We start from the raw sequence: 26,762 nt of genomic DNA on the forward strand, positions 1-26,762 counted from the left end.
GGATCGCGCCGGTCGAGACATCCCTGAGAAATAGTTTGTTTACCCAATAGTTTGCCCTTACTGAAAGCTGGGAATGTTCTCAATTTATATTCTGACTTACAACGAAGAGATTGATATCGCCGCTTGCATTGAATCGGCACTGCTTTGTGACGATATCATTGTAGTTGATTCTTTCAGCACCGATCGCACCCTTGAGATTGTTCAGAACTATGCCGTGCAAACAGTGCAGCACCGCTTTGAAACTCACGGACGCCAGCGGACTTGGATGCTCCAAGAAGTCCCGTGCAAGTACGAATGGGTTTACATCCTCGAAGCTGACGAGCGGATGACGCCTGCACTGTTTGCTGAATGCTTAAAGGCGATCGAAAGTCAAGAATATATCGGCTATTACGTAGCTGAAAAAGTAATATTTATGGAGCGCTGGATTCGCCGCAGCACTCAATATCCCCGTTATCAAATGCGTCTCTTTCGCAAAGACCGAGTGTGGTTTTCTGACTACGGTCACACTGAACGGGAAGTCTGCAACGGGCCTACTCACTTTTTGAAGGAAACTTACCCTCACTATACTTGCAGCAAAGGTCTTTCCCGCTGGATTGAAAAGCACAACCGCTACTCCACTGACGAGGCGGCTGAAACTCTCCGTCAATTAGAAGCAGGTCAAGTAAATTGGTGGGATTTATTGTTTGGCGCGTCGGAGGTGGAAAGGCGTCGCGCTTTGAAAGATTTTTCTTTGCGCTTGCCTTTGCGGCCTGTGGTGCGCTTTTTCTATATGTATATTTTACTGGGCGGATTTCTTGACGGCCAAGCGGGATTGGCTTGGTGCACGCTGCAAGCTTTTTATGAATATCTAATTTTGCTGAAAGTTTGGGAAATGAAGCATATGCCACTGCCAACTTTAGACGCCGTGGAGGAACCGTCTATTTCGGAAGTAGTAAATGTTGAACCGTCTAAAGTTTCTTATAATCTTGGCGCTTCCGATACTCGGAATTAAAAATTGGGCATTAAAAATTGGCATTGGTAATTAATACAAGTTAAAAAAGAACATGATTTACGCACTTCACTGGATGACAACCCCGTCAAAACATAGATATAATCAAGAACATAGCCCTGATACACATCTGAAAAAATGGTAGTTTATTGCGCCTAATTATCATTAATTGGGCTTGGCACAAATGGAGGATGATTCTTGTGGGGAGTAGGGGTTAAGCGTCCCGCCTGCTGTGAAAATACACGCCTTCGGGCTCATGGGCCCACCCACAAAAAACATCAAAATCATCCCGCTATTATGCCACGTTCCGCCCTCAGTAGGTCTTTTGACGGGTTTGTCACCCCGCCCAGATATTCACCACAACAACAAAACAAAAAAAAACCGATTTCTTGGAGAAACCGGGTTTCTGAATACCCTAAAATTTTTAGGTTTAATCAAGTTTTGATTCTTCTTAGGATCGCAAATTAAATAATTTACACTCTTGAAAGTGGGATGGGCGGGACGCCCATCCCACAAGAACTATCAAATTGTAAGTTATTTAATTCTCATTCCTTAACTCAAAACTCTCACGACTCATATCAAATCCGTTAGCATCGGAATAGTAAATTCGAGTTGACGGTTGACGGTTCACTGTCAACCGTCAACCGTCAACCGTCAACATCATTCCGGTGTAACCGGAAATGAGATCACAACTTAAAACTGTTGAGATTTGGCTGTTGTTTTTGCCCGATCGAGCTTTAAAATCAACACCCCCAAAGGTGGCAAACACAAGTCGATCGAATAAGCACTGTTGTGGAACCACCACTCCTCAGTCCACTTGCCCCCCAAATTCCCCATATTGCTGCCGCCGTATTCCCGCGCGTCGCTGTTAAACAACTCCGTATAGAAACCTGGTTCCGGCACTCCTACACGATAGTGAGAGTGTGGCTGGGGCGTAAAATTGCACACCGTCACCACAAACTCGTCGCCATCCTTCTCTCGGCGCACAAATGCCACGACACTGTGTCGGTTGTCGCTGCAATCAATCCAATCAAACCCATCCTCAGCAAAATCTTGACTGTAAAGTGCCGTTTCGCTGCGGTATAAATTGTTCAAATCTTTAAAAAACAGCTTCAACTTTTGGTGCGGCTCGAATTCCAGCAACTGCCACTGCAAATCTCCCCAAACGTTCCACTCGTGCCACTGACCAAACTCCATCCCCATAAAGATCGTTTTCTTTCCGGGATGAGTAAACATAAAAGTAAACAAACACCGCACGTTTGCAAACTTTTGCCATTCGTCCCCTGGCATTTTCCCGATGATGTGAGCTTTGCCGTGAACTACCTCATCGTGGGACAAAGCCAGCATGAAATTCTCGCTGTGGTTGTACCACATACTGAAAGTTATGTTGTTCTGGTGGAACTGGCGGAACCACGGGTCCATGTGGTAATAGTCGAGCATATCGTGCATCCAACCCATGTTCCACTTCAGGTTGAAGCCTAAACCCCCTACATAGGTCGGCCAAGATACCATCGGCCAAGAGGTAGATTCTTCGGCGATCGACAACGCACCTGGGAAATAGCTAAAAATGACGTGATTCGCCTGTCGCAGAAAATCTGCCGCCTCGATATTTTCCCGACCCCCGTACTGGTTGGTCAGCCATTCTCCGGGTTCGCGGCAGTAATCCAAATAAAGCATCGAGGCTACGGCATCTACGCGAATCCCGTCGATGTGGTACTTGTCAAACCAGAACAGAGCGTTTGATACTAGGAAATTCCGCACTTCGTTGCGCCCGTAGTTAAATACTAGGGTTCCCCACTCTTTGTGCTCGCCCTTGCGGGGATCGGCGTGTTCGTACAAGTGAGTTCCGTCAAAGAAAGCCAAACCGTGGCCGTCTTTGGGGAAATGTCCCGGTACCCAGTCCACGAGTACGCCAATGCCGTTGGCGTGGCACTGGTCAACAAAATACATGAAATCTTCGGGTGTGCCGTAGCGGGAAGTTGGGGCAAAATAGCCGGTGACTTGATAGCCCCAGGAACCGTCGAAGGGATGTTCGGCGATGGGCAGCATTTCGATGTGGGTGAATCCCAAATCTTTGACGTAGGGTATCAGCCGATCGGCTAATTCCCGGTAAGTCAGAAAGCGCGCCCCGGGATTCAGTTCCGAAACCTGCACAGCGGGTTCTATTTCCCCATTTGGTAGCACGGCGGGTTCGTCAGTAGCTGCGTGCAGCCAAGAACCGATGTGGCATTCGTAAACCGAAACCGGCTGCGTCAGTTGGTCTGTGTGCCGCCGCTTTTCGATCCAAGCGGTGTCGTGCCAAGTGTAGGTGTCTAAGTCGGTGACAATTGATGCTGTTTTAGGCCGCACTTCTTGCTGGAAACCGTAAGGATCGGACTTTTCGTAGGGATGTCCGTCTTGGTTTTTCACTTCGTATTTGTAGGAAGTTCCCACGGATAGTCCCGGAATAAATAATTCCCAGATGCCGTTTTGCGATTTCCGCATTTGATGTTTGCGGCCGTCCCAATAGTTGAAATCTCCTAAAACAGAGACATTGCGAGCATTCGGAGCCCAAACGGCAAAATATACTCCTGTGATGCCGCCTACTTCGGTGAGGTGCGCCCCGAGTTTTTCATAAATGCGGTGGTGGTTGCCTTCTGAGAATAGGTGCTGGTCGAATTCTGTAAGTTTGGGCGATCGAAAGGCGTAGGGATCGTAGATGAAGCGCTCGTGTTCCCCTTCTTTGACCCGCAATTGATAGTTTGCTAGTTCTGGGGTGTCGATCGTACATTCAAAAAAGTGAGGGTGATGCTCTGATTTCATCGGGTATTCGGCCCGGGCCTCCGGCAAAACTACGGATACCGCATCCGCATTCGGCAGATAAGCTCGGACGACCCAGACTTTTTTGCCATTTTCTTCGATCGCGTGAGGGCCTAGCACTTCAAATGGATCGTGGTGCTGATTCCAAACAATACGGTCAATCTGTTCAAAGGGGACGGTCGCGGGCATAAAACTACTTACCTCAATCTTTTAACTAAATGGCTTTCAAAACCTAGAGCGGCGCTGCACTTTACATTTCGATACATTTTTGATCGCTAATCCTACCACTGATTAGCATGATCTTGCCTGCTGCAGCTCCAGCGCGCGGCCTTGCACACACAGCAGGCTGTTGCCTTGCCGGCGGCCGAGCTGGGGGTTTACTGCTAACATCTAAGTATAGAAATATTAAAACAAATTAAAAAATTTATATTTTTTCCTAAATACCCTTGACTTTTTATTTAATATGTGATATGAGATTTTTTTCAACCTGTTGTCGATTTGCCACCGCAAGAGGGTCAACCCTGTAAGTGTTGGGCAGAAGTTAATAGTTTACCTGGAATTTTCAGGCAGGGACATCGCCCGATCGGTAGAATTTCACAGAAAAGCTCGGTAAGTGGGAAGCGAGCGAGACTTTAGTCCTGAGAGGGAAACGACCAGGCGATTTCAATCGCCTTGAATCCCCTTGCGGGGTAGAGGGGTATAGTTGCCCCTCCAGCGAGGATATGGTTGTCCTCAAGTAAACACCCATTACTGGGGTAAAGTTAGCTTCACCAATGTTATAAAGGCTTGAGTTTCAAAACGTGCAGGCCGGGAGTCAAATTTTCTAGTTGAAAGGGAATGCTCTTGTAACGCAGCGAATCAGGGGACTTTGCTGCGGTAACGGGACGTACTGAACTTTAGTAAAAGCAGCAGAGAATCACTAACACCCAACTTGAGACCTAGACCTATGAGATGAAAAAATGCGAGGAGCGAACCATTTTTCACCCCGAGGCTAGGCTCGTTGGGCACCGACTCGGACAGAGCCCTTGTTAGGGCTTTTTAGGAGTAGGGGCAGGGCTAGTAGTGGGAGTGGCCTTTGGAGATGGAGAAGAAGCAGCAGGAGGAGTAGTAGTAGTAGTGCCAGGGCCGCCCGGAGAAGGGCTGGTGGGGCTGGTGGTCTCACCTCCGCAGGCGCCGAGGGCTGCTGCCAAGCCCACTACCAAAGTCAAACGAATTAATCCCTTGTTCATAAAAACTCCTTAACATTGAAAACCCATCGCAAGGAAGGGAATAGTGTACTTGAGAAACAATGCTGGCACGAATAGCTCAACGATTCGCTCGTTGATTACAATACTGCATTTATTAATAAATTTCACATAGATTATCCCTAACCAGCAAAGATTTCTTTTTTTTGGCAAATCCTGAAGTCAAAGAGACCAGTGGTAGGATGGGTTGGTTGGCTTGTGAGGTATCCTTGGTAAGGATAACCGATCGAACGCAGATAGCCACCACTGGCGATCTCGGAGACCAAAAACTTTTAACCTCAATCAAGCTGAAGCTACCCCACTTTACGTATTGGTGAACTCTATGACCGCTGCTATCAGATCCCCCGATTCTCCCCGCTCCCGATCGGGCCGCAAGCCCGCTGCTGGCCCAGCCAAAAGCAAAGTTACTTCTATTGCCCGAGCTAGGCGGGCGAAGACAGGGCCGGTATTGCCCAACTACTCGCCAGCAAACGACGAACAGGCTCAGGTTCGGCAGTCCGCATCGGTGCTGAAAGTCATGCCAGCTCGCCAGCAGCAGCCAGTGTGGTTGCGATCGCTCCTGCAAGCACAGCGCGCCTCCTCAGTGGCAGCAGTTATGCTTTTGGGCGGCGCTCTGAGTCTTTACGGCTTGACAGTTTACGGCGAGCAGCGCTGGAGTCAGGATTATCAAACACTGGAAACTCTGCGCCTCCAAGAACAGCAGTTGAGTGCTGCTAGCGAAGTTTTGAAACACCAACTTGCTAAAGAAGCCCAAAATCCCGAAACCGGTTTGGCTCCGCAGAATCCTGGGGACACGATTTTCTTGCAGCCGGCCCCTGAAACTCGATCGCCCGTTGCGGCACCAAATTCTGAGCCCGCTTTCAAGAAGGGAGCCGGTGTGGAAACACCGCTGGGCTATTAAACCTGTGTCAAAGCGGAGAGCGCCCGAGGGCCTGAGTGTCCGAGGGCCTGAGAATTGGAGGCTCTAATTTCCTTTTAGACTTTTTTGCAAGTCGCGATCAATTTTCTGCTTCCCACCGCAAGTTACAGATTAAAAATAATTAAGACCACTTCTTCAAAAAACAGAATGCAACTGTAGATGTGATCCAAACCCTGATAGGGACTGCTCATTCCCAAGTGGTGAATTTTCTATTTTAAGATTTAAGTTATAAATTCTAAATTCTAAAACGCTCTAACTTGCTATTGAATTTTTAATGCCATGAGCTACGACCCCCGTTTTGACCGCTACAGATCGCCGAATTTCAAACGCACAAAACAGGCGGGCGATTCCCTACGAGATAGCTTCGCCGCGCGTACTGGGTGGGAAAAGCCAGCCAAACCTAGATCTTCCGGCAGTTTCGGCCGCTCGCCACAACAGACGGCTTCATCTTGGGGACGACCGGTGGAGCGTTTAAAGCGCAGCAAGTTCCGTTTGTGGGCCGTGTGGGCGGTGTTGATGCTGGGGGGGCTGGGGCTGGCTGTGAATTTGTTTTATTTGCAGGTGACACGAGCTCCGGCGCTACGTAAACAGGCCGAGCAGCAGCAAACTCTCAAAACGAAGCCGTTTGTACCGAGACGCCCGATAATTGACCGCGCAGGAAATGTTTTGGCGATCGACAGACAGGTTTACACGCTCTACGCTCACCCGAAGTTATTTAACCACTCGAAGGCGGAAATTGCTGCTAAGTTGGCTCCGATGCTGGCGATCGAACTGACTCCGGGCACTACGTCGGAAACTGAACTGATACGCAGGTTTAATCTTGCTGAAAGCGGTATTACAATTGCGGAGTCTCTACCTCAAGAGGTTGCCGATCGCGTCGCTGGGATGCAAATTAAAGAGAGTCTGGTGGATGGCTTGGAGTTGCTGCGACAGCAGCAGCGTTTTTACCCGCAGCAGGAGTTGGCGGCGGATATCCTCGGTTATGTGGACGGGGAACGGAAGGGACAAGCTGGGGTGGAATACAGCCAGCAGAATTTGTTGGAACGATCGATGCCGTCGATTCAGTTTAGCAGGTCGAGCAATGGGAATTGGGTTCCCGATCGGCTGACGGCGGGATTTGTGCAGCTTGATGACTTGAAATTGCAATTGACGATCGACACTCGCTTGCAGCGGGCTGCCCGAACTGCGCTTAAGGAAAAAATGAAGCAACACGATGCGAAGCGGGGCACGGTGATTGTAATGGATGCCCGTAACGGGGAATTGCTGTCAGTTGTAGCGGAACCTTCTTATGACCCGAATCAATATTTTAATTTCGATTTGTCGCGCTATAAAAATTGGGCTGTAACTGATGTTTATGAGCCTGGTTCGACTTTTAAAGCGATTAATGTGGCGATCGCCCTGGAAGCGGGTGCGGTGAAACCTAATACTGTGTTTAAGGACGAAGGTCGGATTTACATGGATGGCTGGACTATCCAAAATTCCGATTACAAAGTCGCAGGGGCGCGCGGCCCTTCGACTGTTACTGAGATTTTGAAACATTCTAGTAATGTGGGGATGGTGCACGTAATGAGAAGTATGAAAGCTTCTCTTTACTATCAAGCTTTAGAAAAACTCGGACTCGGACAAACTGCGGGAACAGATTTGCCTTTTGAAGTAACCAGTCAGCTTAAAAATCGAGAGCAATTTATTAACTCTCCGGTGGAAGTTGCTACTACGGCTTTTGGGCAAGGTTTTTCAATTACTCCGATGCAGTTGGTGCAGCTTAATGGAGCTTTGGCTAACGGTGGCAAGTTGGTGACTCCTCACGTTGTGCGGGGACTTTTTGATAGGGACGGTGAAGCTTATTGGAAGCTTCCGAGGCCGGTTCCCAAGCAGGTTTTTTCGCCGGAAACTACTAAACAGGTGTTAGAAATGATGGAAACTGTGGTTGATGGTGGTACGGGGAAAGCTGCACAAATTCCTGGGTATCGGATTGCTGGAAAAACGGGCACGGCTCAAAAAGCTAAGGCTGGTGGGGGTTATTCTGACAAGGCGATTATTACTAGCTTTGTGGGGATCATGCCTGTGGAGGCTCCTCGGTATGTGGTTTTGGCGGTGATTGATGAGCCGAAGGATGGTTCGGGGGGTACGGTGGCGGCGCCGATTGTGGAGTCGGTGATGGAGGCGCTGATTTCTATTGAGAAGATTGCGCCGAGTAAGAAGTAGTTGATTATATCTGAGATGTTGCGTCAGGAATTGACATTGAATATAACGATCGACAACAGGGCTATTGAGGACAGGGCAAGGCCGTTTCCCTACTCCAAAATGATTCGTAGCCCGATCGCATATCAGCATTGACAACAGGGCTATTGAGGACGCGGCAATGCCGTTTTCCTACCCCAAAATGATCGTAGCTTGCCTGGTTCCAGGCGAGCGGGCGCTCAGATGTAACGATCGCCCAATTTGTAGGGAAACGGCACGGCGCTGATTTCGGGTAATATCGTTTTGCCTGACGCACCCTAAATCAGTGACTCAGTAACAATATCTTTTGTTTTCGTTGGGTTTTGATTGTCTTTTGGAGGTGCGTTTATGTCCTAAAAGAGTGGAGATGATGATGCAGCGTTGGCTGTTTCTTAAGTTGGGATGATATAGCGTTAGGGTTCCTTTGGCTCTTATACTCGTTAGCGTGCAGTCGTGGTAGCTTCGAGATACCGGGCAGCCTCGGTGGTTGAACATGACTCGCCTGATTGTTCCTTTTTCTTTTTCCTCGTTACTTTCATTGACTTTGAGCACTGTTGTTTCATCTGTATCTATTTGAATTTGCGGTTCTAACTCTTTCCATTGACTGGCTGGTACTTGGGCTGGGGGAATGTCGGCTGGATGAATAGCTATTTGTACATTGTTTCCTACTTCTTTGAAGCTGGCTTGCCATGAAATTTTGGATCGTTTGGCGTTGCTGTGGGCAAGTTCCATTGCCCAATAAGCTCGATCGAGCGATACCTTTAAACGGTGGTTGTTGATGAACATCAGCCAAGACGGGGTGACGATCGCACAAAATATCCCTATGATTAAAATAATTATCAATGTCTCAATCATTGTAAAACCTGCGGCAGGTTTAGTGGCTCTGCCTTTGAGCGTTTTATTTATTGACACGTAGATGCACTCCCTGATATTTAGCTGGCCAAAAAAACAGCTAGGAGGAGCTATTTTTTATTGGGTATATTTTAACTTTTGGGTTGGGTGACTGTGTAGATCGGTATTTACTGAAAATTTATGCGAATTAAAAAAAGCTGCGGGTAAAAACATGGCAGTGGCGTTTCCCTACAGCAATTTTGTCGATCGCCCGATCGCATCAGAGCCCGAAGGTATGTAGGGATAATCTCACTTTTGCAGCCAAGCTAGAAATTAGAGTTTTGAGGCAGGAGGCAGAAGGCAGGAGGCAGAAGGAAAGGCTCTCCTGAGTTTATGGCGTAAAATATAGCAATCAATACAGTTAGAGTGATGAATTTTCATTTAGTATCGATTAGACTTGCCTGGAGTTAAGGTGGAAACTTGTACTCAAATTGAGCGTCAAGAATAGTTTGTCATCACTGTGAGAATTATACAGAATAACTCCATCAGAATCTTGCGGAGTTCTGGGCGATCGCGCGATCGGATATAACGATTGCCCGGTTAATGGTAGGGAAACGGCACTGCGGTGTCCTAATTTCGGGTAACGGGTAAAATCAACCGGATCGGATGTAACGATCGCCCGATTTGTAGGGAAACGGCACTGCCGTGCCCTGATTTCGGGTAATATCGTTTTCCCTGACGCACCCTACATCAGTGACTATTTTGTTTTTGATGCGGGCGATCGATCCTCCTGCATTAAATACTCCTGTACCTAACGGTAAATTGTTATTAGCAAGGGGGTTTTTTGATACAATTGTTAGCAAAAACAGCGGCGGCGGTGCTACTTATCCTAAAATTTCTGTGGCTAGGGAACTGGAAATTCTGGTTGTGATGGTGCAGCGGCCGCAGATTCCCGATGTTGAGCAGGTTGCTGATGTTGAAGGGGCGATTTCTTGGCTAGTTGAGCAGTTATGAGTTATTAGTTATTAATTACATCCTTTTGGCGATCGGAATGTGCCAGATTCAGAAACTGAGGTTGTAGCAGCCAGACTGCAAGAATTGCTCTCCCTCTTAGGATCGCGAATTAAATAACTTACAATTTTAATTGTTATTGTGGGATGGGCGTCCCGCCCGTCCTTTTTGGACGGGCGGGACGCTCATCCCACCAACTTGTGGAAGTTATTTAATTCTCATTCCTTAGTGTCTAATCAGCTAGGCTACTATCAGCAGTTGGGGTTAAGGTCGCGGATCTGACGGGGTGACAACGCTTCTGTCTTTTTAAGAGCGATCGATTTAAACTCTTCTAAGTGCAAGGCTTTCCGGTTGCTGGCCACTGCCTCAGTAAAATTATTCTAATACCCATACCAAATAAGGAGACTCAAATATATGCAATACAAAAACGGTATGCCAATTGCCATTATTGGCGCGGGAATATCAGGCATTACGACAGCCCATATTCTCAAGAAAAATGGTTTCCAAGCAGTTGTTTTCGAGAAATCCCAACAGGTTGGCGGAGTATGGGCACTTGCATACCCAAACGTACACCTGCAAAATATCAAGGAACAGTATCATTTATCTGATTTTCCCTGGCCATTCACCCCTGATTTACATCCCACTGGAGAACAAATCCTGAATTATTTGGAGCAAGCGGTCAACCATTTAAATCTTGATGTGCGGTTAAATCACGAAGTTATCGAACTCAAAGAAACAGAAGATGGTTGGCTATTAAAATATAAAAACCAGGATGGCGTTCACGAAGAATTATTTGGATACGTCGTTATCTCAGTTGGGCAATATACAGAAGGAAAGTATCAACCTGAATTTCCAGGTATAGAAAATTTCGGCGGCAAAATCATCACTGAACGGGATGTCCACACCCTTGATATATTCGACAATCAACGAGTTGTAATCCTTGGCTTCGGAAAAAGTGCTTTGGACATGGCGACTTTCGCGGCTAAACAAGGCGCACAAGTAAATCATGTATTTCGTACACCGCGCTGGCTTATCCCAGAATGGATTTTGGGCGTACATTTTACCCACGCATTATTCAGCCGTTTTGGAACAGTGATGATGACAAGTTGGGCACATCCAACCGCCATTGAACGTTTCCTGCACAATCGCCTTGGTTTCATTGTTTCAGGTTTTTGGGATTTGATTGCATCCATCTTCCGCTTTCAAGTTCAGCGAAATGTTTCTGGAAAAGGTCAAGAGGCCCAGCGCCGCATCCAAGCTGTACAACCAGATCACAAACTATTGCCTGATTTACGTTCAGCCACAGCGGTTGCGCCTGAAAATTACTATCCCTTTATTGCAGAAGGAAAAATCTCGCCCCACCGTGCAGAATTATCTGGTTTTTCGCGAGAAGCAGTAAAGTTGAAAAATGGTTGCGAGATTCCATGCGATTTAGTCATTCTATCTTTGGGTTCGCAAGCGCCAATTTTTCCCTTTTTGCCTGATCAATATCGAAAAATGTTGGAAATCGAACCCGATGGCGTGCAGTTATATCGCCACTTGCTTCATCCTCGCATTCCTGGCATTGCCTTTGCCGGGTTCAATCATGGATATATGCACGTACCAGCAGTCGAAATTGCCACACAATGGCTGTGTGCTTACTTGCGTGGTGAACTTGAGTTACCTTCCAGCGAAAATATGGAAAAAAGTATTGAATATATCCGCCAGTGGAAACGCGCAAATATTCAATTTGAACCTTCGCGATCCTGTGCAATTAACACTCGCTTTCAACAATATATTGACATCATGCTTAAAGATATGGGTGTTTCTCCTTACCGAAAATTACCTAACATTTTCGCTGAGATATTCGGCAGATATCAAGCATCCGATTATCTTGGCGTATCGGAAGAATATAATCACAAAAAGAAAAGTCACTCTACTCCACTACACCCTCTTCCGTTGGATACTTAATTGCTTCCAAAGCTTACCAGGGGTCAATTGATATAAATTCCGGTTGCACCGGAATTATTGTTGACTGTTGACTGTTGACTGTTGACTGTCAGTCAACAAACTGAATGATAGTTGAGTATTGACTGTTGGTTCGATTGTACAATTCCGATGCTAGCGGAGTTGATATGACGCGCTATTCTGCTGTCCATTTTGCACTTATTGGAAAGGATATCCAAGCTTGGGTAAATTTATTTGCTGAAGATTCGGCATGATTGTTCGATCGCCAAAATCCAAGTTTTCTACCCAAAATTTGAGTAAATTATGAGCATAATTGCTGATTGACAAATGCTTCCCTAGCTTAAGTTGTTACCTTCGCAATGGACACTGCCTGGGAATATAAATCTCTCGGCTATGCCTTCAATTCCAATCAGCAATTCTAAATACCAAATTACTTTGATTTTTTCTGACTCTTCAAAGAATTAAGATGATTGTTCATATCCTGCAAATATTTTGATAAAATTGGATACTGTGAAGTTGCTAGCAGTGCATCTTTTTTCTGGGTGACAGTTGTTTCTAATGGCAAAACGCGATAGTTCGTTTTATTGTTTAGAGTATAGCGGTGTACCCAAGTCGGAATGGTTTTGATGCTGGTAATTTCTGTGGTTTTTTCGGGAAATGTTTTGCGAATATTTACTTGCAAAATTACGCCTAAGTCTGTATATTTTTTATTCTGACCGGAAATGAAGTTTCCCATTGAATAAATTGCTACAGCTTTGCGGGTTTTGCCATTTTTTCCGGGGAATTTAAAAATTTTGTAAGGTTGGACGACGTGGGGATGGCTACCGAGAATGATGTCTGCACCGGCTTTTAATAGGTTTTCCACTAATTGTTTTTGTTGGGGGTTTGGCTGTCGCTGATATTCGTCGCCAAAATGCAGGGAAATTGCGATTATATCTGCTCCTTGTTTGCGGGCTTTGGCTATGTCTTTGACTATTTTTTTTTCGTCGATTAGGGAAACTAAGTAATCTTTGCCTTTGGGTATGGGGATGCCGTTTGTACCGTAGCTGTAGGCTAGCATGGCTAGTGAAATATTGTTTTTGGTGATGATTAAAGTACGTGAAGCCTCGGCGGTAGATGTGGCTGTTCCTGTTGAGGCAATTTTGCGATCGCCCAAATTTGCGATCGTCCTAATTACCCCTTTTTCTCCACGGTCTAAAGCATGATTATTCGCGGTTGTCAAGATATTAAATCCGGCTTTTTTAGCAGCATCTGCTAATTGAGCCGGTGCGTTAAATAGCGGATAGCCCGTATATCCGCCTGCATCTTTGCCCGCTAAAGGTGTTTCGAGATTTCCGATGACCCAATCGCCTGTTGATAGGATACTTTTAACTGGTGCGAAGAAATTGTCAAAATTGTATGTTTGCTTTTTTGCGTCGTAGCCCGATCGCGTTTGGGTACTGTGCATCATGATGTCGCCGACAGCAATTAGTTTTGCTTCTTTGATTTCAGACTGGGGTTTGGCGGGAACAGGTGTTGCTATTGGCGATCGACTTTCTGTAGGCGGTGTGTTGGTTTGTGGCGTTTGAATATTGCAGCCTGCGATCGAAAGCATGGCAATTACTGAGATCAACCGACGAAAATTCATGATTTTTGAGAGTAATTTTTCGGCTTATATGATATCATAACTAATTTAGTTACGGCTCAAAAGATGAAAAAAAATTATCTAATTCTTGCCTTGATTGTTTTTGTAGCAATTATGGGTTTTGGGGTTTTAACTTACGCTCAAACTTCGGGAAATCGACCTTTTGAATTTGCCTTGATTGGCGATTTGCCCTACAGTGCCGAACAGGAAGCACAATTTCCTAGTTTGATTGCAGATATCAATCGATCGCCCGCAGCGTTTGTAGTCCACGACGGCGACATTAAAAACGGTTCTAGTGTCTGCGATGATGCAACTTTTGTCAGCCGCAAGCAGTTATTTAATAATTTTGATATGCCGTTTATTCTCGCCTATGGCGATAATGAATGGACGGATTGCCACCGATCCAAAAACGGCACTTATGATCCAGTCGAAAGACTCGCTAAACTGCGGGAAATATTTAGCAACGGTAATCAAAGTTTGGGAAAGCGCACCTTAACTCTCACCCGTCAAAGCGAAAACCCGAAATTTGCTAAATTCCGCGAAAATGTTCGCTGGATTTATCATGGAGTTGTGTTTTTGGCGATTAATATGCCGGGAAGCAACAACAATTTTGGCCGCACTCCCGAAGCAGATGCAGAATATGCCGATCGCAATTCAGCTAACTTAGCCTGGATCAAAGAATGTTTTGCTTTAGCCAAACGCAGCAACAGCAAAGGAATTGTGTTAGTTGCACAGGCAAATCCGGGATTTGAACTCGATCCGACGGACAAAAGAAGAAGTGGCTACAACGATTTTATCGCAACTCTGGAAACAGAAACAGGCAATTTTCCAGGGCAAGTTGTATTCGTCCACGGCGATACTCACTATTTCCGCATCGATAAACCTTTACCCTATTTTACCGATGAAACTCAACTACCGAGAATGAAAAATTTTACTAGAGTTGAAACTTTTGGTTCTCCTAACGTGCATTGGTTGCGGGCTTTTTATGACCCTACAAATCCTAATTTGTTTGAGTTTAAACAGCAGATTGTTCCGCAAAATTAGGCGATATTACACCAGTTTTATGCAAGATAACTATTTTTTTTGCTTACACTGAAGATAGGTAGCCTTGAGCAATTTATTTATGATGATCGCAATTGAGCGCTTTACCCTCGAAGAATTTCTGAAACTGCCAGAAACCAAACCTGCCAGCGAATACATTCAGGGCGAGATTATCCAAAAACCTATGCCGAACACAAAGCATAGCCTATTGCGATCGAGAGCCTGCAATGCAATTAATCGTGTGACTGAAACTCTCAAGATAGCCTATGCTTTTCCTGAGTTGCGGTGCACCTTTGGCGGGCGATCGATTGTTCCAGATGTTGCGGTACTATTGTGGACACAAATTCAATTTGATCAGAAGGGTGAACCGTTGGATGATGTGCTAATTGCACCCTATTGGGCGATCGCAATTCTGTCGCCACAACAAAGCTAAAATCGCGTTACTAAAAAAAATATTTACTCTCTGCAACATAATTGTCAGTTGGGATGGCTAGTCGATCCAGACGATCTATTTTAGCATTTTTGCCCAACCAACAACCACAATTCTGCGAAGGTAGCAATGTCGTTCCGGTCCCCGAAATGATTCCCCTGAGTATCACCGCCGAACAGGTGTTTAGCTGGTTGAGAATGCAAGAATGAATCAGGGCGATCGTCTTTTTTGTACTACTTTTAAAAATCTTCCGGTGTGGTTTGTAGTGAGGACTTTAGTCATCATCAAAACTCAGGAATGAAGTCATTACTACAAACCAAATTGTTTATTGCCGCCACCGGTCAAATTGGTCTTCGGAACAGCCATTAATAAATTGATTGTTCACCCAACCGTCAAGGATTGTCAAAGTTTCATTAGGAGGATTCCCCGAAAATCTGGCTGCAATTTTCACCCAATCACCTTGTCTGCTGACAGCCCGAACTCCGTCTCCTCTTTTGAGTTTAGCTACAACCGGGTAGTTATTGCCTGGGCCTTTGCGAATGTTAACAGCGCCGCCTTCACCTGTAATAAACGAGCATTGAGTTTGCTTTTTTAAAGCTTCTGCTTTTGCGGGAGCAAGACTTTGCTGCTTGCCGAAAACAGGAAAACTGTAAAGTGAGAAGCTAAAACTTGCAACGACGGCTGCAATAAAAAAGGCTTTTGATTGAGTAAAACTTAGCATTTATTTAATTTCCTTGTGTTGGAAGGACTTTAGTCCTTATTACTAACTGTTATTTGACAGAGGCAAACCATTCGGTGATGCCTTGGGCGATCGCCTCGGCTAACTTCTGCTGTTCTGTCGGATTCACAATCCATTCAAACTCTTCGGGATTGATCAGAAATCCCAATTCCATTAAAACAGATGGAGTAACGGCAGGACGAGTCATGGCTAAGTTATTCCAGAATACACCATAGCTCGGACGGTTCAACTTGGCAACTAAATAATTGTGCAAAAAGATTGCCAAACTGTGCGCTTGCGGGTGAAACCAGAAAGCGCCGACGCCTTTAGTCTTAATGGCATCGCCGTTATCTGGCAAAGCATTGTAGTGAATTGAAATTGCGATCGCCGGTTCTTCTTTTTGAATCATTTCCACCCTCGGCGGCAAATCCAAATCGACATCTTCCACCCGCGTCATTACCACATTTGCGCCCCGGTTTACCAATTCCTGTTGCACCAATTTCGACACCGTTAAAGCTACTGTTTTTTCCCTAATTCCTACTGGACTCACTGCACCACCATCCTCCGGGCCGCCGTGTCCCGGATCGATGAGAATCTTAATTCCCGATAAGGGTTTTGCTTGCGAATTCGGCATCATGCTTGTATTCGCCGGCGGGTGTTTTAAAGACAATACTAAAGTTGTGCCATCGTATCTCAGCTTATAGCCCCACTGCTGGGCAGATTTGAGATTAAAAGTGTATTGTACTTGCAGCGGCGATATTTGTTGCCATTCCAAACGTGAAATTACCGGATCATCAGAGACGCGAATAATGTCAGTTTGAGCGGTGGTATTGTACAGCGTTAAAGTGAAGGTGCGTTCTCCTTCTTGCACGGTGACTGGAACGGGTATTTCTAAGGGGAATAACACCTCTGTCCAGCCGGAAACTTGACGCGAACTGGCACTGCGAATAATCGATCGCGGAGGCACTGAATCCTTGATGATTCGCACTTCTGATGCTTTAATCCAAGCACCGTAATCGAGGCGAATCCATTCTCCCTCGCGCCCGATAATTGTTGCTCGTGTTCCCTTCGGCAGCGGTGTCATCCGAGAAAAATCTGTACTCGCCCCGGTTCTGGCGACACCAGGATCTGCTGTTACTTCGGCTATTTCTAAGTCAGCCGGAGAAAGAATAGAAATCTTGCCAGTACCTTGTTGGCTGATAGTTTTATCATTCATTGTTAGCTCAAATACTGGCACTCCTAAATCCACTTTTTGTCCCTGAGATGAGATGGAGTTTTCAGGGGTTTTCCCGCAGCCTTGATACTGTTGGCTACCGTCTTTTTTGAGCGGGGAGTTTTCACCTAAAAGTATAGAGTTGTTGGCGGGTAGTTCGACTTGCGATCGCGCTTTTAAAGGAATAGTAACACCAGCCAATTTGACCGCAACTAAAGCATTCACCTGGGCGATCGCCCCAAAGCAAATATATTCCCCCGGTAAACTCGCCACATCGACTTTCGGCGTCAGGGAATCTTTAGCAAAAGCCAATCCTACAGGGGATTCCGGCTGATTCGACTCGCGCGTCACCTTGATTTTGACTTCCTGATTTTCGTAACGAAATGTAAAGAGATTTTCTCCGATTTGCAGCGGAAAAGTCGGGGCGAAATGCCCGGATGCGGTGCGCGAAATTTTGTTGCCATTTACCGATACTTGTCCCGGTGGGGGCGCTGTGCCGATTAAAAAGATGCGATCGGCTATTGTTTTGTGGTTGGGGGGAGGATAAGCGACGAACAAAGGTTGAACGGCGACAGCTACAGAGGCGATCGCCATTATCAAGCCAAACGCACATAATCCTAAAAATTTTCTCATTCTATATCGCAACTAATTGAGACTCTGTTGGTTATTTATACTAGGACTTGCGCTAAACCCGGGAGAAATCTGGGAAGAAACCAGGTTTCTGAGGATTAGCCGTAAGTCCAATTTACTCTACTGGCTCAATTTTATCAGGTTTGTAGTTGCAATTGAGCGATATGCAACATAAATTTCCGCGTCAAACCATTAAGTTTTAATTAATTCCGAGGTCGTTCTCCACAGTTGCTCCAACCGATTCGCCGGCATCGTCAAATACAAAACATCCCCCGTACTCAAACAACAATTCAGTAAATCCCAGCCATGAAGAGTTTGACACTTAGTTTCCACATAAAGAGGCACAAAGTCCGCCGACTTAGCAGCATCTTGAATACGGTGGCCACAGAAAGGATGTTTTGGCGTAATCAATGTGGCTAAGCAAACCCAGAGACTATCAGCAGTCATTCCGTTGCCCAAAATTCTGCCTCCAATCGCCGCCGCCGCGAAAGCAGGAGCCGCCAATTCCGTCGGGTTAAAAACTCCTTCAAACTCAAAAACTTGCTGCACCATCAAAGCAAAATGTGGGTCTTGATTGCGAACAATAACTGATAGTTTGGGCGCCAAGCCTTTAGCGCTCAAGGCAATTTCGACATTAGACATATCGCTGCTTGTTACCGCCAAAAGTGCTGCCGCTTGCTTAACATTAGCAGCTTCCAAGGTTGCAGGTAAACTGGCACTTCCCTGAATGACCGGAATTTTCATTGAGCGAGCCGTATTCAGAAACCGGCAGTTTGGATCTTGCTCAATCGCCACAATATCGTAACCGTTAGTGTGCAGTTCTTTAGCAATTTGGATGCCGAGTCCTCCGAGTCCGCAGATAATGTAATGATTGCGCTGCGGAACTCGCGCTATATCCCAATATTCGGTAAAGCGAGTTCCCAATACATAATCGTTGAGCAGGGCGTAGCAGATGCCGATGATGCCCGCTCCAACTAACATCATCATCACCGTAAATAATTTAATATTTTCTGGAGCTTGTTCGGCAACTTTTTCATAGCCTCCGGCGCCAGTAATCATCCCTACCGAAAAATAGAGAGAATCGACAATCGAGATATTTTCATCAACACAAATATAGATAGAAGTAGCTATTCCAATCATTGCCAGCAGAGTCAGTACCACAATTACTGCTTGGCTGTGCTGCTGAAATCGGCGCAGGCTAGTTAAGGTTTTAAGCAGTTTTTGAATCAAAGTTTTTTGGGGGCTGCGGAGAGTCGGCTCCGAGGCAACAATTAGCCGATCGCCCTGCTGACACTGCCGGCCCGCAAGCACCGCCGATACTAAATCAGTTTTGTTAGCAGCCGGGAGATAATAAATCAACATTCGCGAGCGATCGTCCCACAAATCGCTGAGATTTCGATCGAGCCAAGGATGATTTTCATCGATATATTCTTCGTGAATCGGCCAAGTGCGATCGAACAAACGCAACTGTCCGATCGCCTGACTTCCGAGAGCCGCAAAGGCAAAAACCGGAGCCGCCAATGATGAAACGCTCATGGAAGCGTGATCGGGCAAAGTGTGGTCTATTCTGTCGCCCAAGCTAGTATTGAACAATCTGTTGATGATGCGAATCTGAGGATTGAGAATCCTCGCCTGCATCAAAATTGCCAAATTCACAGCATCATCGTCTCCTGCAATTACTAAAGTGTGAGCGTTTTGAATGCCAGCCGCCAACAAGGTAGAAGCTGCTTGCAAATTGCCGACAACCACATCAGAAGTTTCGCTGCGAATAGGGCGATCGCTAATACCAACCACAATCGCTCCTTGCTGTCTCAACAAACAAAAAATCTTGTGTCCCGTGTGGCCCAACCCGCAAACAATGATTCGAGGTTTCATAAAAAGTTATTTGCCAGCCAATTTCGGAGCTGTCCTTTGTAATTTTACTTACCATTGTTGACTGCCCAGGCTTTGCAGAATGTAGCTAAAAACACTATCTCGGATGTTTGTGCCGCAGTGGTATCGAAGTATTGAAACAAGGACACCGCAGAGCCGTGTCTCTACAGCCGCGTTCCCAAGTTTTAAAACAAGGACACCGCAGTGGCCTGTACCTAAAGATATGAGGTGCAACTAACCTAATTTAATATTTGAAAAATATCCGGGTGTGACACCCAACGAGCAGAATCTGAATAGGCAGGAACAGGACACTGCTCTGTCCCTACAACTATGACTTCCTACATTAGCTGCCTTAGCGGCAGGAGTTATTATGAAATTGACTGCACCCTTATTAGCATCCGCTTTAGTGTTCGCCGGTACTGTCGCCTTTGCCAGCCAAGTGCAAGCAGCTCCAGCCAGCAACTCTGGGAATAGCACTAAAACAACATTTCAGTGCGTTACTTCCGGTCGCAATATTGTGACAATTGCGCGGCGGGGAAATGTCACCACAGATCCGATGATTCTTTGGAAATCTACCGAGTTCGGCCGCGAATATACACCTTGGCAGCGCTGTCAAATTGTTTCCAATCGATTGACCAAAGCTGTTGCCCAGAATGGCGGAAGATTGAGCAACTTGCAGTTAACAACAGGAATTCTTAATAACTTGCCAGTAGTTTGTTACGTGAACGGACGGGGGCGCTGCAACTCTCAAAATCTGCTGTTCACCCTAGACAAGCGCAATGCTAAAAATCCCGGTGATGCTTTAACGAGATTGATTAATTTTGCCCAAGACGGCAGCGGACCCGTGACAACGTTCAGAACCGGAGCTCAATCGTCTGCACCGCAGTTTGTTCCCTTTGGAGATATGGTCGATCGAGCTTTTAATTCTCCCAATAAAAAACCGTCAGTTCCTGTGGCAAAACCGCAGGGCGATCGGGGTATTTAATAGCCGCGCCCCTAACTTGCACCTAAAAATTTTTGAAACTATTGTGGGGAGTAGGGGTTGGGCTTCTAGCCCGCCCCTAAATATTTAGACTAAAAAAAAACTACACTGTCACCCCTTCAATTTTCTCATCTGTTAACTCATACAACTCGCGCAACTGCTGCAACTTATCCGCCTCCGGCTGCCAAAAACCCCGCCCGTTAGCCTCCAACATTCGCCCTACAATATTGCGAAAAGCTTCAGGATTTGCCTCCCGCAACTTCTGCGCCATTTCCCGATCTAAAGCATAAGTATCCGCCGCCTGATCGTAAACCCAACTATCAGTAAAATCAACCGTTCCACCCCAACCAATTAACGCCGTCATCCGCTGCGAAATTTCATAAGCGCCGCCAGAACCTTGATTGACCATCGCGTTAGCCCACTTAGGATTTAATAGCTTAGTTCGATATTCCAAGCGCAGCAAATCTTCTAAATTGCGCGGAGTCGTATCCTGAGAAAAACTTTCTACAAAACTCGTGTTAACCTTTTTGCCGCGCTGCTTTTCGGCGGCTTTCTTCAAACCGCCAGTATTCGCATAATACTCTTGAATATCAGTCAAACCATATTCAACAGAATCAATTTCTTGAATAATGCGATCGCACCCTTGCAACAACTGAGTCAAAACCTCCGGCCTCGCTTCCCCCTTATCCTTCCTCCCGTAGCTAAAAACATTGCGACTTTCCCAAGTTTTCCCCAACTCATCCCCCGATTCCCAACTACCATCAACAACCCTATCGTTAACCAAAGAACCAAAATCCCCAGCCGGATTAGAAAACAACCTTGCCGAATAATTCTGCACACCTTGTGCCTGCAAAATTAAAGCGTGTTTGCGAATAAAATTCTCCGATTCCGGTTCATCAGCATCCGCCGCCCGCACGAACAAATCATCCAACAATTCAATAATATTCACAAAGCTATCACGGAAAATCCCCGAAAGATTTCCCAACACATCAATCCGGGGATGACCGACATCAGCTAACGGTTTTAATTCATAGCGAACAATCCGTCCAGTACCTTCTTTAAGAGGTTCAGCCCCCACCAATTCTAGCAGAATTCCAAGAGATTCGCCCCGCGTTTTAATCGCATCCAAACCCCACAACATCACCGCCACAGTCTCAGGATAATTCCCATGTTCCTCAAGGTGCTTATCAATAATTTTTTGAGCAATTTCGCGCCCCCTTTCAAAAGCAGCCGGAGAAGGCATCCGATAAGGGTCTAAAGCATGAGTATTCCTGCCAGTAGGCAAAACCCCAGCCCCATCCCGCAACAAATCCCCACCCGGTGCAGGCAGAATATATTCCCCATTCAAACCCCGCAAAAGATTAGTCAACTCATCCGTCGTTTGCAACAACAAATCCCGCACCAACAAACCCTCCTCAAAAACCCCACCAAACCCCTCTTGTGGCACAGGCATCTTGCCTGTGCTTGTTTGTGAAACAATTGCTTTTACCTGTTCCTGTGATAACCTCTCGCCAAAATAAGCCTCAAGATAAGAGGTCATTTCCTCAGAATTAGGCGGTTCCCCGAGAACGTGCAAACCCGAAGAAAACAAGCGACATTCCACCACCTGCAAATACTCGTACAGCTTCACAAGATAGCGGTTAAAAGCATCAGCACTGAACATTCCCACATTCTCAAAACTAAAAGCAATCCCCAACTTGCGAGCATCCTCAAACGGACAATCAGCCTCCAAACCGCTATCTAAAATCTTCTGACAAATAGCCTCTTTTAGCACATAATTCTTTGCTGTATCTTCCCGATATTCCGCAATCAAATCTCGCAAAGCCATCAATTCCTTGTACAAACCAGCGCGACCGTAAGGCGGCACATTGTGAGAAATTAAAACACCGTAACCGCGCCGTTTTGCCAGCATCGATTCCGAGGGATTGTTGGCAGCGTAGATATAAAGATTCGGCAAACTTCCTAACAAAATATCCGACCAAGAATAGCCCGTATTTCCCAGAGGAGATCCCGGCAACCATTCCACAGTGCCGTGCATTCCGAAGTGAACCACAGCATCGGCTTGAAAATCATTTTGCAGCCACTTGTAAAAAGCAGCATATTGAGGGTGAGGCGTCAAATCGCGATCGAACATTAAGCGCATCGGATCGCCCGAAATTCCCAGCGGCGGCTGCAAACCTATCCAAACATTCCCCAGTTGAATGCCACCGATTTGGAACTCGTCGCCGTTTGTTTTAATTCCAGTACCAGTTAGAGAATGCCACTGTTTTTCGATACGACTTGTTAACAGATAGCCCAGCCATTTTTCTAAAGTTTTCACATTAACAGTCTCTTTTGTGGTACGGGCATCTTGCCCGTCACAAGTAGCTTCATCCGCCTCTTTCACCCTGCGAATTAACTCCTCACCGTCAGCCGGAATTTCTCCAACTGTATAACCTGCTGCTTGAAGTTTGTGCAGGAAATTTAGCAGCGATTTCGGTACATTTAATAAAGCAGCCGTACCCGCCCCCCCGTAACCGGGAGGAAACCCGTAGAGAATAATCGCAATTTTCCTTTCAGATGGCGGAGTTTGCCGCAGTTTCACCCAATTGTTAATTCTACTTGTCAGGCGTTTGGCGCGATCGGGAATTAGATAAATATCCTCACCCACCAAACCGCCGAGAGGCACGGGATCGATCGCGCCATCTAACTCCGGCAAAGCATACAATACCACACTTTGCAAACCTCCAATTCCCTGACGGGTCCAAGAATGGATATCCTGAATCAACAGAGGTGCGGACACAAAATAAGGTACATTTTTAGCAGTTAAAATGCGCTTAGCAACTTCCACCTGCCTTCCACCCTCCATCGAACCAGCAGGCCCGCCAACCAAAGGAAAGCCAATAGTAGAAACAATCGCATCAACTTCCACAGCATCTTTAGAAAGCGAAAGAGTTTCAATATTGCCTTGTTTGCGCCGCGCAGTTTCATAAGCAGTCGTCATCCAATCCCGCACTGCCACATGGCCTTCAACGCCATTGATAAAAATCGGCAAAGGTATAATTCCTGCAGCTTCAAAATAGCGAATTAATTGAGGAATATAAGGCTGCTTGGTGATAACGTGCTTGCGGTAAAGCAAGATGCCCACAACTGGAGATTTTATTTGATTGGAATTAGGGAACCAATTGGTTCCCAATTTTGTGGAACGGGCATCTTGCCAGTTAGAAACCCGATCTAAATTTTGAGACAAATTGGTTCCCAATTTTGTGGAACGGGCATCTTGCCCGTTAGAACCATTTCTATCAAGATGTCTAGCCTCTTTTGTGGAACGGGCATCTTGACCATCCCTAGCACTTTGATTACCGAGATACCAATCCAAATATTGCCGAGGCGATTCAAAATAACCATTATAATCAGGATGCAATAAACCCATATTGGGAGTTTCTACAGGCGGCGGAATTTCTGCAACCTTCAGCCCCAAATACTTTTCGGCAATAATCCAAAACATCGAGACAACATTATCCGCACCGCCGGCATTCCAGTAACCGTAAATAATCAGCCAGTTGCGTAAATCCTGCACTTTTTGCACCGGCACATACTTTAATAACTTCGGCCCCACCTTCAAAAAGCTGATATAACCAGCCAGCTTATCTTCTTCTCGCCCGTTGCTGAACTTATCCAGAATAAACTTAACAGGTTTCGGCATACCTTTCGGCTTGTCGCCAATTTTAAAAGCGCCGATTTGAGTAAGACTCATCAATTCCAAAGCCGACTCAAAAATTAGGCGAATGGGAATGTGTTGCACCCTTTCTCGCAGCCACATTACTGCATCGTAATCAAACAACAAACTCCCGAAAAATACGTCAGCATTCGAGAGGGCAGCTGCTACAGCGTCGGACTCATCTGCAAGGGCGCGATCGCTAAAAACGCGCACTTCCAATCCCTGACACCCGGAAACAGCCAATTCTGCCGCTTTCCGGTACAAATCAGCATTAAAAGATTCAAACCCTGCAATTAAAACAATCCGTTTCACAACCAAACCTCGGAATATTTGCTTATTTTAATGATAAACTAATCGCAGAGATTCACAGGCAAGATGCCTGTGCCACTGACAGAGAATAAAAAAGATAAACTTCTCCTTTCTCTTCCTTATTTTCTTTCTCTTCCTTCGCGCCCTTCGCGCCTTCGCGGTTCGTCAAATACGCATTCGTGAAACAACGAGAGATAAAATAAAACCCATCCAAACACAGCCATATATAAAACCGTGAATCGAGTTCCTCCCGCAATAGTTATCTTAGGTCAAAACAGCCAGCCGATCGCCAAAAAAATCTCCGCACATTTCCCAGGTTCCCAGATTTACGGTTTAACCGATCGCACATCCAACACAAACATCAACTTTAGCAACTTCGGCGAAACATTGCGGGAATTGTTCGCAACAGAAACCCCAATCATCGCCATCTGCGCCGCCGGAATCATCATCCGCACCCTCGCCCCGCTGCTGTCAGACAAACGCGCCGAACCGCCAGTTTTAGCAGTCGCAGAAGACGGAAGCGCCGTAGTACCGCTGCTGGGCGGTTTGCACGGCGTTAATGACTTGGCCAGAGAGATTGCAGCAGCCCTCGGCGTGCAGCCTGCAATTACAACAACCGGAGATATTCGGTTTCGCACCGCCTTGCTAAGTCCTCCCCAAGGCTATTATTTGGCGAATCCAGACGATGCGAAAACTTTTATTTCAAATTTGCTCGCCGGGGCGAAAGTACGCCTAGAAGGTGCTGCAAGCTGGCTTTCCGAGAGCAATTTGCCGTTAGCGCAGCCCGCCCCTACGGGGGCTACGCCAACGGAGAGGATCGCCATTGATGCAAAATTGACTATCCGCGTCACCGAAAAAGCAGTTTTACCAACAGCAGATTGTTTAGTTTACCATCCGAAAAAGCTGGCAGTTGGACTTGCGAACCTATCGAATATGCAGCCAGAAATAGCCCTGTCTTGCGTGCGGGAATTACTGGCAAAAACAAATTTAGCGGCCGCTGCAATTGCTGGATTTTTTGCCTTAAAAGATGAGATGGGAAATCCGGCATTAGAAGCAGTTTCAGCATATTTTAAAGTTCCCGTCCGTTTTTTCAATCGATCGGAACTTGTCGAATTAAACTCTATGGAATTCATCGAAAATCAGGCGGCACAAATTGCGCTGACAGCAGCCGGCGCAAACAGTCAGTTAATCGAATGCGATCGCACTTTAGCCCTGAATTGCGCGATCGCCCTGGCTGCAGAACCGATTGATGCAAGCGCGATCGGAGTTAGCCGCGGCCAACTCGCGATCGTCGGTACCGGGCCCGGAGGCGCGCCCTGGATGTCGCCGGAAGTCAAACAAATCCTGCGGGAAGCCACGGATTGGGTGGGTTACAAGTTCTATCTCGACTTAGCCGGAACCCTGCGGGAAGGACAAAACAGGCACGATTCCGACAACCGCGAAGAGATCGATCGCGCCCATTTTGCCCTAGATTTAGCAGCATCAGGAAAATCTGTCGCCGTCGTTTCGTCAGGAGATCCGGGTATTTTTGCGATGGCTGCAGCGGTGTTTGAGGTGATCGACTTTGATGCCAAACCCGAATGGCAAGGCATCGATATTCGGGTAGCACCGGGCATTTCAGCGATGCAGGCGGCCGCTGCTGCGATCGGAGCACCCCTCGGACACGATTTTTGCGTGATTTCGCTTTCGGATATTCTCAAGCCTTGGGAGGTCATTGAACAGCGGATTTCGGCCGCTGCGATCGCAGATTTCGCGATCGCATTTTACAATCCGATCTCGAAACAGCGGATTTGGCAACTTGCAAGGGCGATCGAGATTTTGTTGCAAACTCGCGATCCTAAAACCCCCGTCGTACTAGGGCGAAACCTCGGCAGGCCAGGCCAATCCGTGCGCGTTTGCACCCTCGGCGAATTCCAGCCGGAAGATGCGGATATGAGAACTTTAGTAATTGTTGGTTCGAGTCAGACTCGGATTATTCCCCGCAAATATGGAGGAGATGTTTGGGTGTACACGCCGCGCAGGTACGATTTAAGTTCGCAGTCAGGACTTCATCCCGATCTTTAAAGACTGGCTTTTGTGACTGCGAACTTAGTTAATTAGTCCTGGAGGCATGGGTGCTCGGAAACCGGGTTTGATGGACGAAAATTATGGGTTTTGACAGAAAGATCAGGTCAAAAACCCGGTTTCTTTGGTCTTAATGCGTCTAGGAGTTTGAATGTCCGGTTAATTCTGCCTCTTGTTTCATCTCAGAGTTTTCACTGAGATTGGCGATCGCCTTTGATGG

General features: G+C 46.5%; 17 protein-coding genes. 9 read left to right on the forward strand and 8 right to left on the reverse strand.

All coding sequences use genetic code 11. From position 1 onward, the window contains the following. Positions 1-73: 73 nt before the first annotated feature. Complete coding sequence (locus QUA58_RS02985) at positions 74-991, forward strand: glycosyltransferase family 2 protein (protein WP_333253023.1); 918 nt, start codon at positions 74-76, stop codon at positions 989-991. Positions 992-1,681: 690 nt separating this feature from the next. On the opposite strand, the gene glgB is transcribed toward QUA58_RS02985, so the two are convergent. Together glgB and QUA58_RS02995 are read right to left on the reverse strand one after the other, a co-directional pair. After that, positions 1,682-3,976 carry a 1,4-alpha-glucan branching enzyme gene (gene glgB / locus QUA58_RS02990; RefSeq protein ID WP_333253025.1) on the reverse strand — a complete coding sequence of 765 codons (2,295 nt, stop codon included), beginning with the start codon at positions 3,974-3,976 and terminating at the stop codon, positions 1,682-1,684. 839 nt (positions 3,977-4,815) lie between these two features. Then, complete coding sequence (locus QUA58_RS02995; RefSeq protein ID WP_333210036.1) at positions 4,816-5,016, reverse strand: serine protease; 201 nt, start codon at positions 5,014-5,016, stop codon at positions 4,816-4,818. A gap of 337 nt (positions 5,017-5,353) precedes the next feature. Here QUA58_RS02995 and QUA58_RS03000 point away from each other — a divergent pair, with 337 nt between their 5' ends. Together QUA58_RS03000 and QUA58_RS03005 are read left to right on the forward strand one after the other, a co-directional pair. Further along, complete coding sequence (locus tag QUA58_RS03000; protein WP_333392972.1) at positions 5,354-5,932, forward strand: hypothetical protein; 579 nt, start codon at positions 5,354-5,356, stop codon at positions 5,930-5,932. 297 nt (positions 5,933-6,229) lie between these two features. Then, the gene (locus tag QUA58_RS03005) at positions 6,230-8,155 is read left to right on the forward strand and encodes a penicillin-binding protein 2 (protein WP_333392973.1); all 1,926 of its coding nucleotides are present in this window, start codon (positions 6,230-6,232) and stop codon (positions 8,153-8,155) included. A gap of 306 nt (positions 8,156-8,461) precedes the next feature. Here the strand turns inward: QUA58_RS03005 and QUA58_RS03010 are convergent, their stop codons facing one another. Continuing rightward, positions 8,462-9,025, reverse strand: a complete 564-nt coding sequence (locus tag QUA58_RS03010) for a transcriptional regulator (protein WP_333276653.1) — start codon at positions 9,023-9,025, stop codon at positions 8,462-8,464. 729 nt (positions 9,026-9,754) lie between these two features. Here QUA58_RS03010 and QUA58_RS03015 point away from each other — a divergent pair. Both QUA58_RS03015 and QUA58_RS03020 read left to right on the forward strand, forming a co-directional pair. Next, positions 9,755-10,015: a precorrin-6A/cobalt-precorrin-6A reductase gene (locus QUA58_RS03015; protein WP_333392974.1), complete on the forward strand. Its 261-nt coding sequence runs from the start codon at positions 9,755-9,757 to the stop codon at positions 10,013-10,015. Positions 10,016-10,426: 411 nt separating this feature from the next. Continuing rightward, a complete protein-coding gene (locus QUA58_RS03020; protein ID WP_333392975.1) occupies positions 10,427-11,962 on the forward strand; it encodes an NAD(P)/FAD-dependent oxidoreductase in 1,536 nt (511 codons plus the stop codon). Between the two features lie 427 nt (positions 11,963-12,389). On the opposite strand, the gene QUA58_RS03025 is transcribed toward QUA58_RS03020, so the two are convergent. Further along, entirely contained in the window at positions 12,390-13,586 is a 1,197-nt protein-coding gene (locus QUA58_RS03025) for a CapA family protein (protein ID WP_333392976.1), read from the reverse strand. Between the two features lie 63 nt (positions 13,587-13,649). Between QUA58_RS03025 and QUA58_RS03030 the strand changes: the two genes are divergently transcribed. Together QUA58_RS03030 and QUA58_RS03035 are read left to right on the forward strand one after the other, a co-directional pair. Then, on the forward strand, positions 13,650-14,627 hold the full coding sequence (locus tag QUA58_RS03030; protein WP_333253043.1) for a hypothetical protein: 978 nt from the start codon (positions 13,650-13,652) through the stop codon (positions 14,625-14,627). 79 nt (positions 14,628-14,706) lie between these two features. Next, positions 14,707-15,057, forward strand: a complete 351-nt coding sequence (locus QUA58_RS03035; protein ID WP_333253045.1) for a Uma2 family endonuclease — start codon at positions 14,707-14,709, stop codon at positions 15,055-15,057. A gap of 322 nt (positions 15,058-15,379) precedes the next feature. Here QUA58_RS03035 and QUA58_RS03040 read toward each other — a convergent pair whose 3' ends face one another. The 3 genes from QUA58_RS03040 to QUA58_RS03050 form a co-directional block, all read right to left on the reverse strand. Then, entirely contained in the window at positions 15,380-15,775 is a 396-nt protein-coding gene (locus tag QUA58_RS03040; protein WP_333253047.1) for an SH3 domain-containing protein, read from the reverse strand. A 49-nt stretch (positions 15,776-15,824) separates the two neighbouring features. Continuing rightward, positions 15,825-17,618 carry an N-acetylmuramoyl-L-alanine amidase gene (locus QUA58_RS03045; RefSeq protein ID WP_333392977.1) on the reverse strand — a complete coding sequence of 598 codons (1,794 nt, stop codon included), beginning with the start codon at positions 17,616-17,618 and terminating at the stop codon, positions 15,825-15,827. 189 nt (positions 17,619-17,807) lie between these two features. Beyond that, positions 17,808-19,490 carry an NAD(P)-binding protein gene (locus QUA58_RS03050; RefSeq protein ID WP_333392978.1) on the reverse strand — a complete coding sequence of 561 codons (1,683 nt, stop codon included), beginning with the start codon at positions 19,488-19,490 and terminating at the stop codon, positions 17,808-17,810. A gap of 367 nt (positions 19,491-19,857) precedes the next feature. Here QUA58_RS03050 and QUA58_RS03055 point away from each other — a divergent pair, with 367 nt between their 5' ends. After that, positions 19,858-20,472 carry a COP23 domain-containing protein gene (locus tag QUA58_RS03055; protein WP_333392980.1) on the forward strand — a complete coding sequence of 205 codons (615 nt, stop codon included), beginning with the start codon at positions 19,858-19,860 and terminating at the stop codon, positions 20,470-20,472. 100 nt (positions 20,473-20,572) lie between these two features. Here the strand turns inward: QUA58_RS03055 and QUA58_RS03060 are convergent, their stop codons facing one another. Further along, positions 20,573-24,481, reverse strand: a complete 3,909-nt coding sequence (locus tag QUA58_RS03060) for a cobaltochelatase subunit CobN (protein ID WP_333392981.1) — start codon at positions 24,479-24,481, stop codon at positions 20,573-20,575. Positions 24,482-24,712: 231 nt separating this feature from the next. On the opposite strand from QUA58_RS03060, the gene cobJ reads away from it, so the two are divergent. Beyond that, entirely contained in the window at positions 24,713-26,542 is a 1,830-nt protein-coding gene (cobJ, locus tag QUA58_RS03065; RefSeq protein WP_333392982.1) for a precorrin-3B C(17)-methyltransferase, read from the forward strand. The last annotated feature ends 220 nt before the right edge of the window (positions 26,543-26,762 follow it).

This window comes from Microcoleus sp. N9_A1 (assembly GCF_036701795.1).
Lineage (GTDB): Bacteria > Cyanobacteriota > Cyanobacteriia > Cyanobacteriales > Microcoleaceae > Microcoleus.

What these genes read in the sequence shown, in the direction of transcription:
- QUA58_RS02985 (WP_333253023.1), top strand. Translation starts at nt 74, where the DNA reads ATGTTCTCAATTTATATTCTGACTTACAACGAAGAGATTGATATCGCC.
- glgB (WP_333253025.1), bottom strand. Translation starts at nt 3,976, where the DNA reads ATGCCCGCGACCGTCCCCTTTGAACAGATTGACCGTATTGTTTGGAAT.
- QUA58_RS02995 (WP_333210036.1), bottom strand. Translation starts at nt 5,016, where the DNA reads ATGAACAAGGGATTAATTCGTTTGACTTTGGTAGTGGGCTTGGCAGCA.
- QUA58_RS03000 (WP_333392972.1), top strand. Translation starts at nt 5,354, where the DNA reads ATGACCGCTGCTATCAGATCCCCCGATTCTCCCCGCTCCCGATCGGGC.
- QUA58_RS03005 (WP_333392973.1), top strand. Translation starts at nt 6,230, where the DNA reads ATGAGCTACGACCCCCGTTTTGACCGCTACAGATCGCCGAATTTCAAA.
- QUA58_RS03010 (WP_333276653.1), bottom strand. Translation starts at nt 9,025, where the DNA reads ATGATTGAGACATTGATAATTATTTTAATCATAGGGATATTTTGTGCG.
- QUA58_RS03020 (WP_333392975.1), top strand. Translation starts at nt 10,427, where the DNA reads ATGCAATACAAAAACGGTATGCCAATTGCCATTATTGGCGCGGGAATA.
- QUA58_RS03025 (WP_333392976.1), bottom strand. Translation starts at nt 13,586, where the DNA reads ATGAATTTTCGTCGGTTGATCTCAGTAATTGCCATGCTTTCGATCGCA.
- QUA58_RS03030 (WP_333253043.1), top strand. Translation starts at nt 13,650, where the DNA reads ATGAAAAAAAATTATCTAATTCTTGCCTTGATTGTTTTTGTAGCAATT.
- QUA58_RS03035 (WP_333253045.1), top strand. Translation starts at nt 14,707, where the DNA reads ATGATGATCGCAATTGAGCGCTTTACCCTCGAAGAATTTCTGAAACTG.
- QUA58_RS03040 (WP_333253047.1), bottom strand. Translation starts at nt 15,775, where the DNA reads ATGCTAAGTTTTACTCAATCAAAAGCCTTTTTTATTGCAGCCGTCGTT.
- QUA58_RS03045 (WP_333392977.1), bottom strand. Translation starts at nt 17,618, where the DNA reads ATGAGAAAATTTTTAGGATTATGTGCGTTTGGCTTGATAATGGCGATC.
- QUA58_RS03050 (WP_333392978.1), bottom strand. Translation starts at nt 19,490, where the DNA reads ATGAAACCTCGAATCATTGTTTGCGGGTTGGGCCACACGGGACACAAG.
- QUA58_RS03055 (WP_333392980.1), top strand. Translation starts at nt 19,858, where the DNA reads ATGAAATTGACTGCACCCTTATTAGCATCCGCTTTAGTGTTCGCCGGT.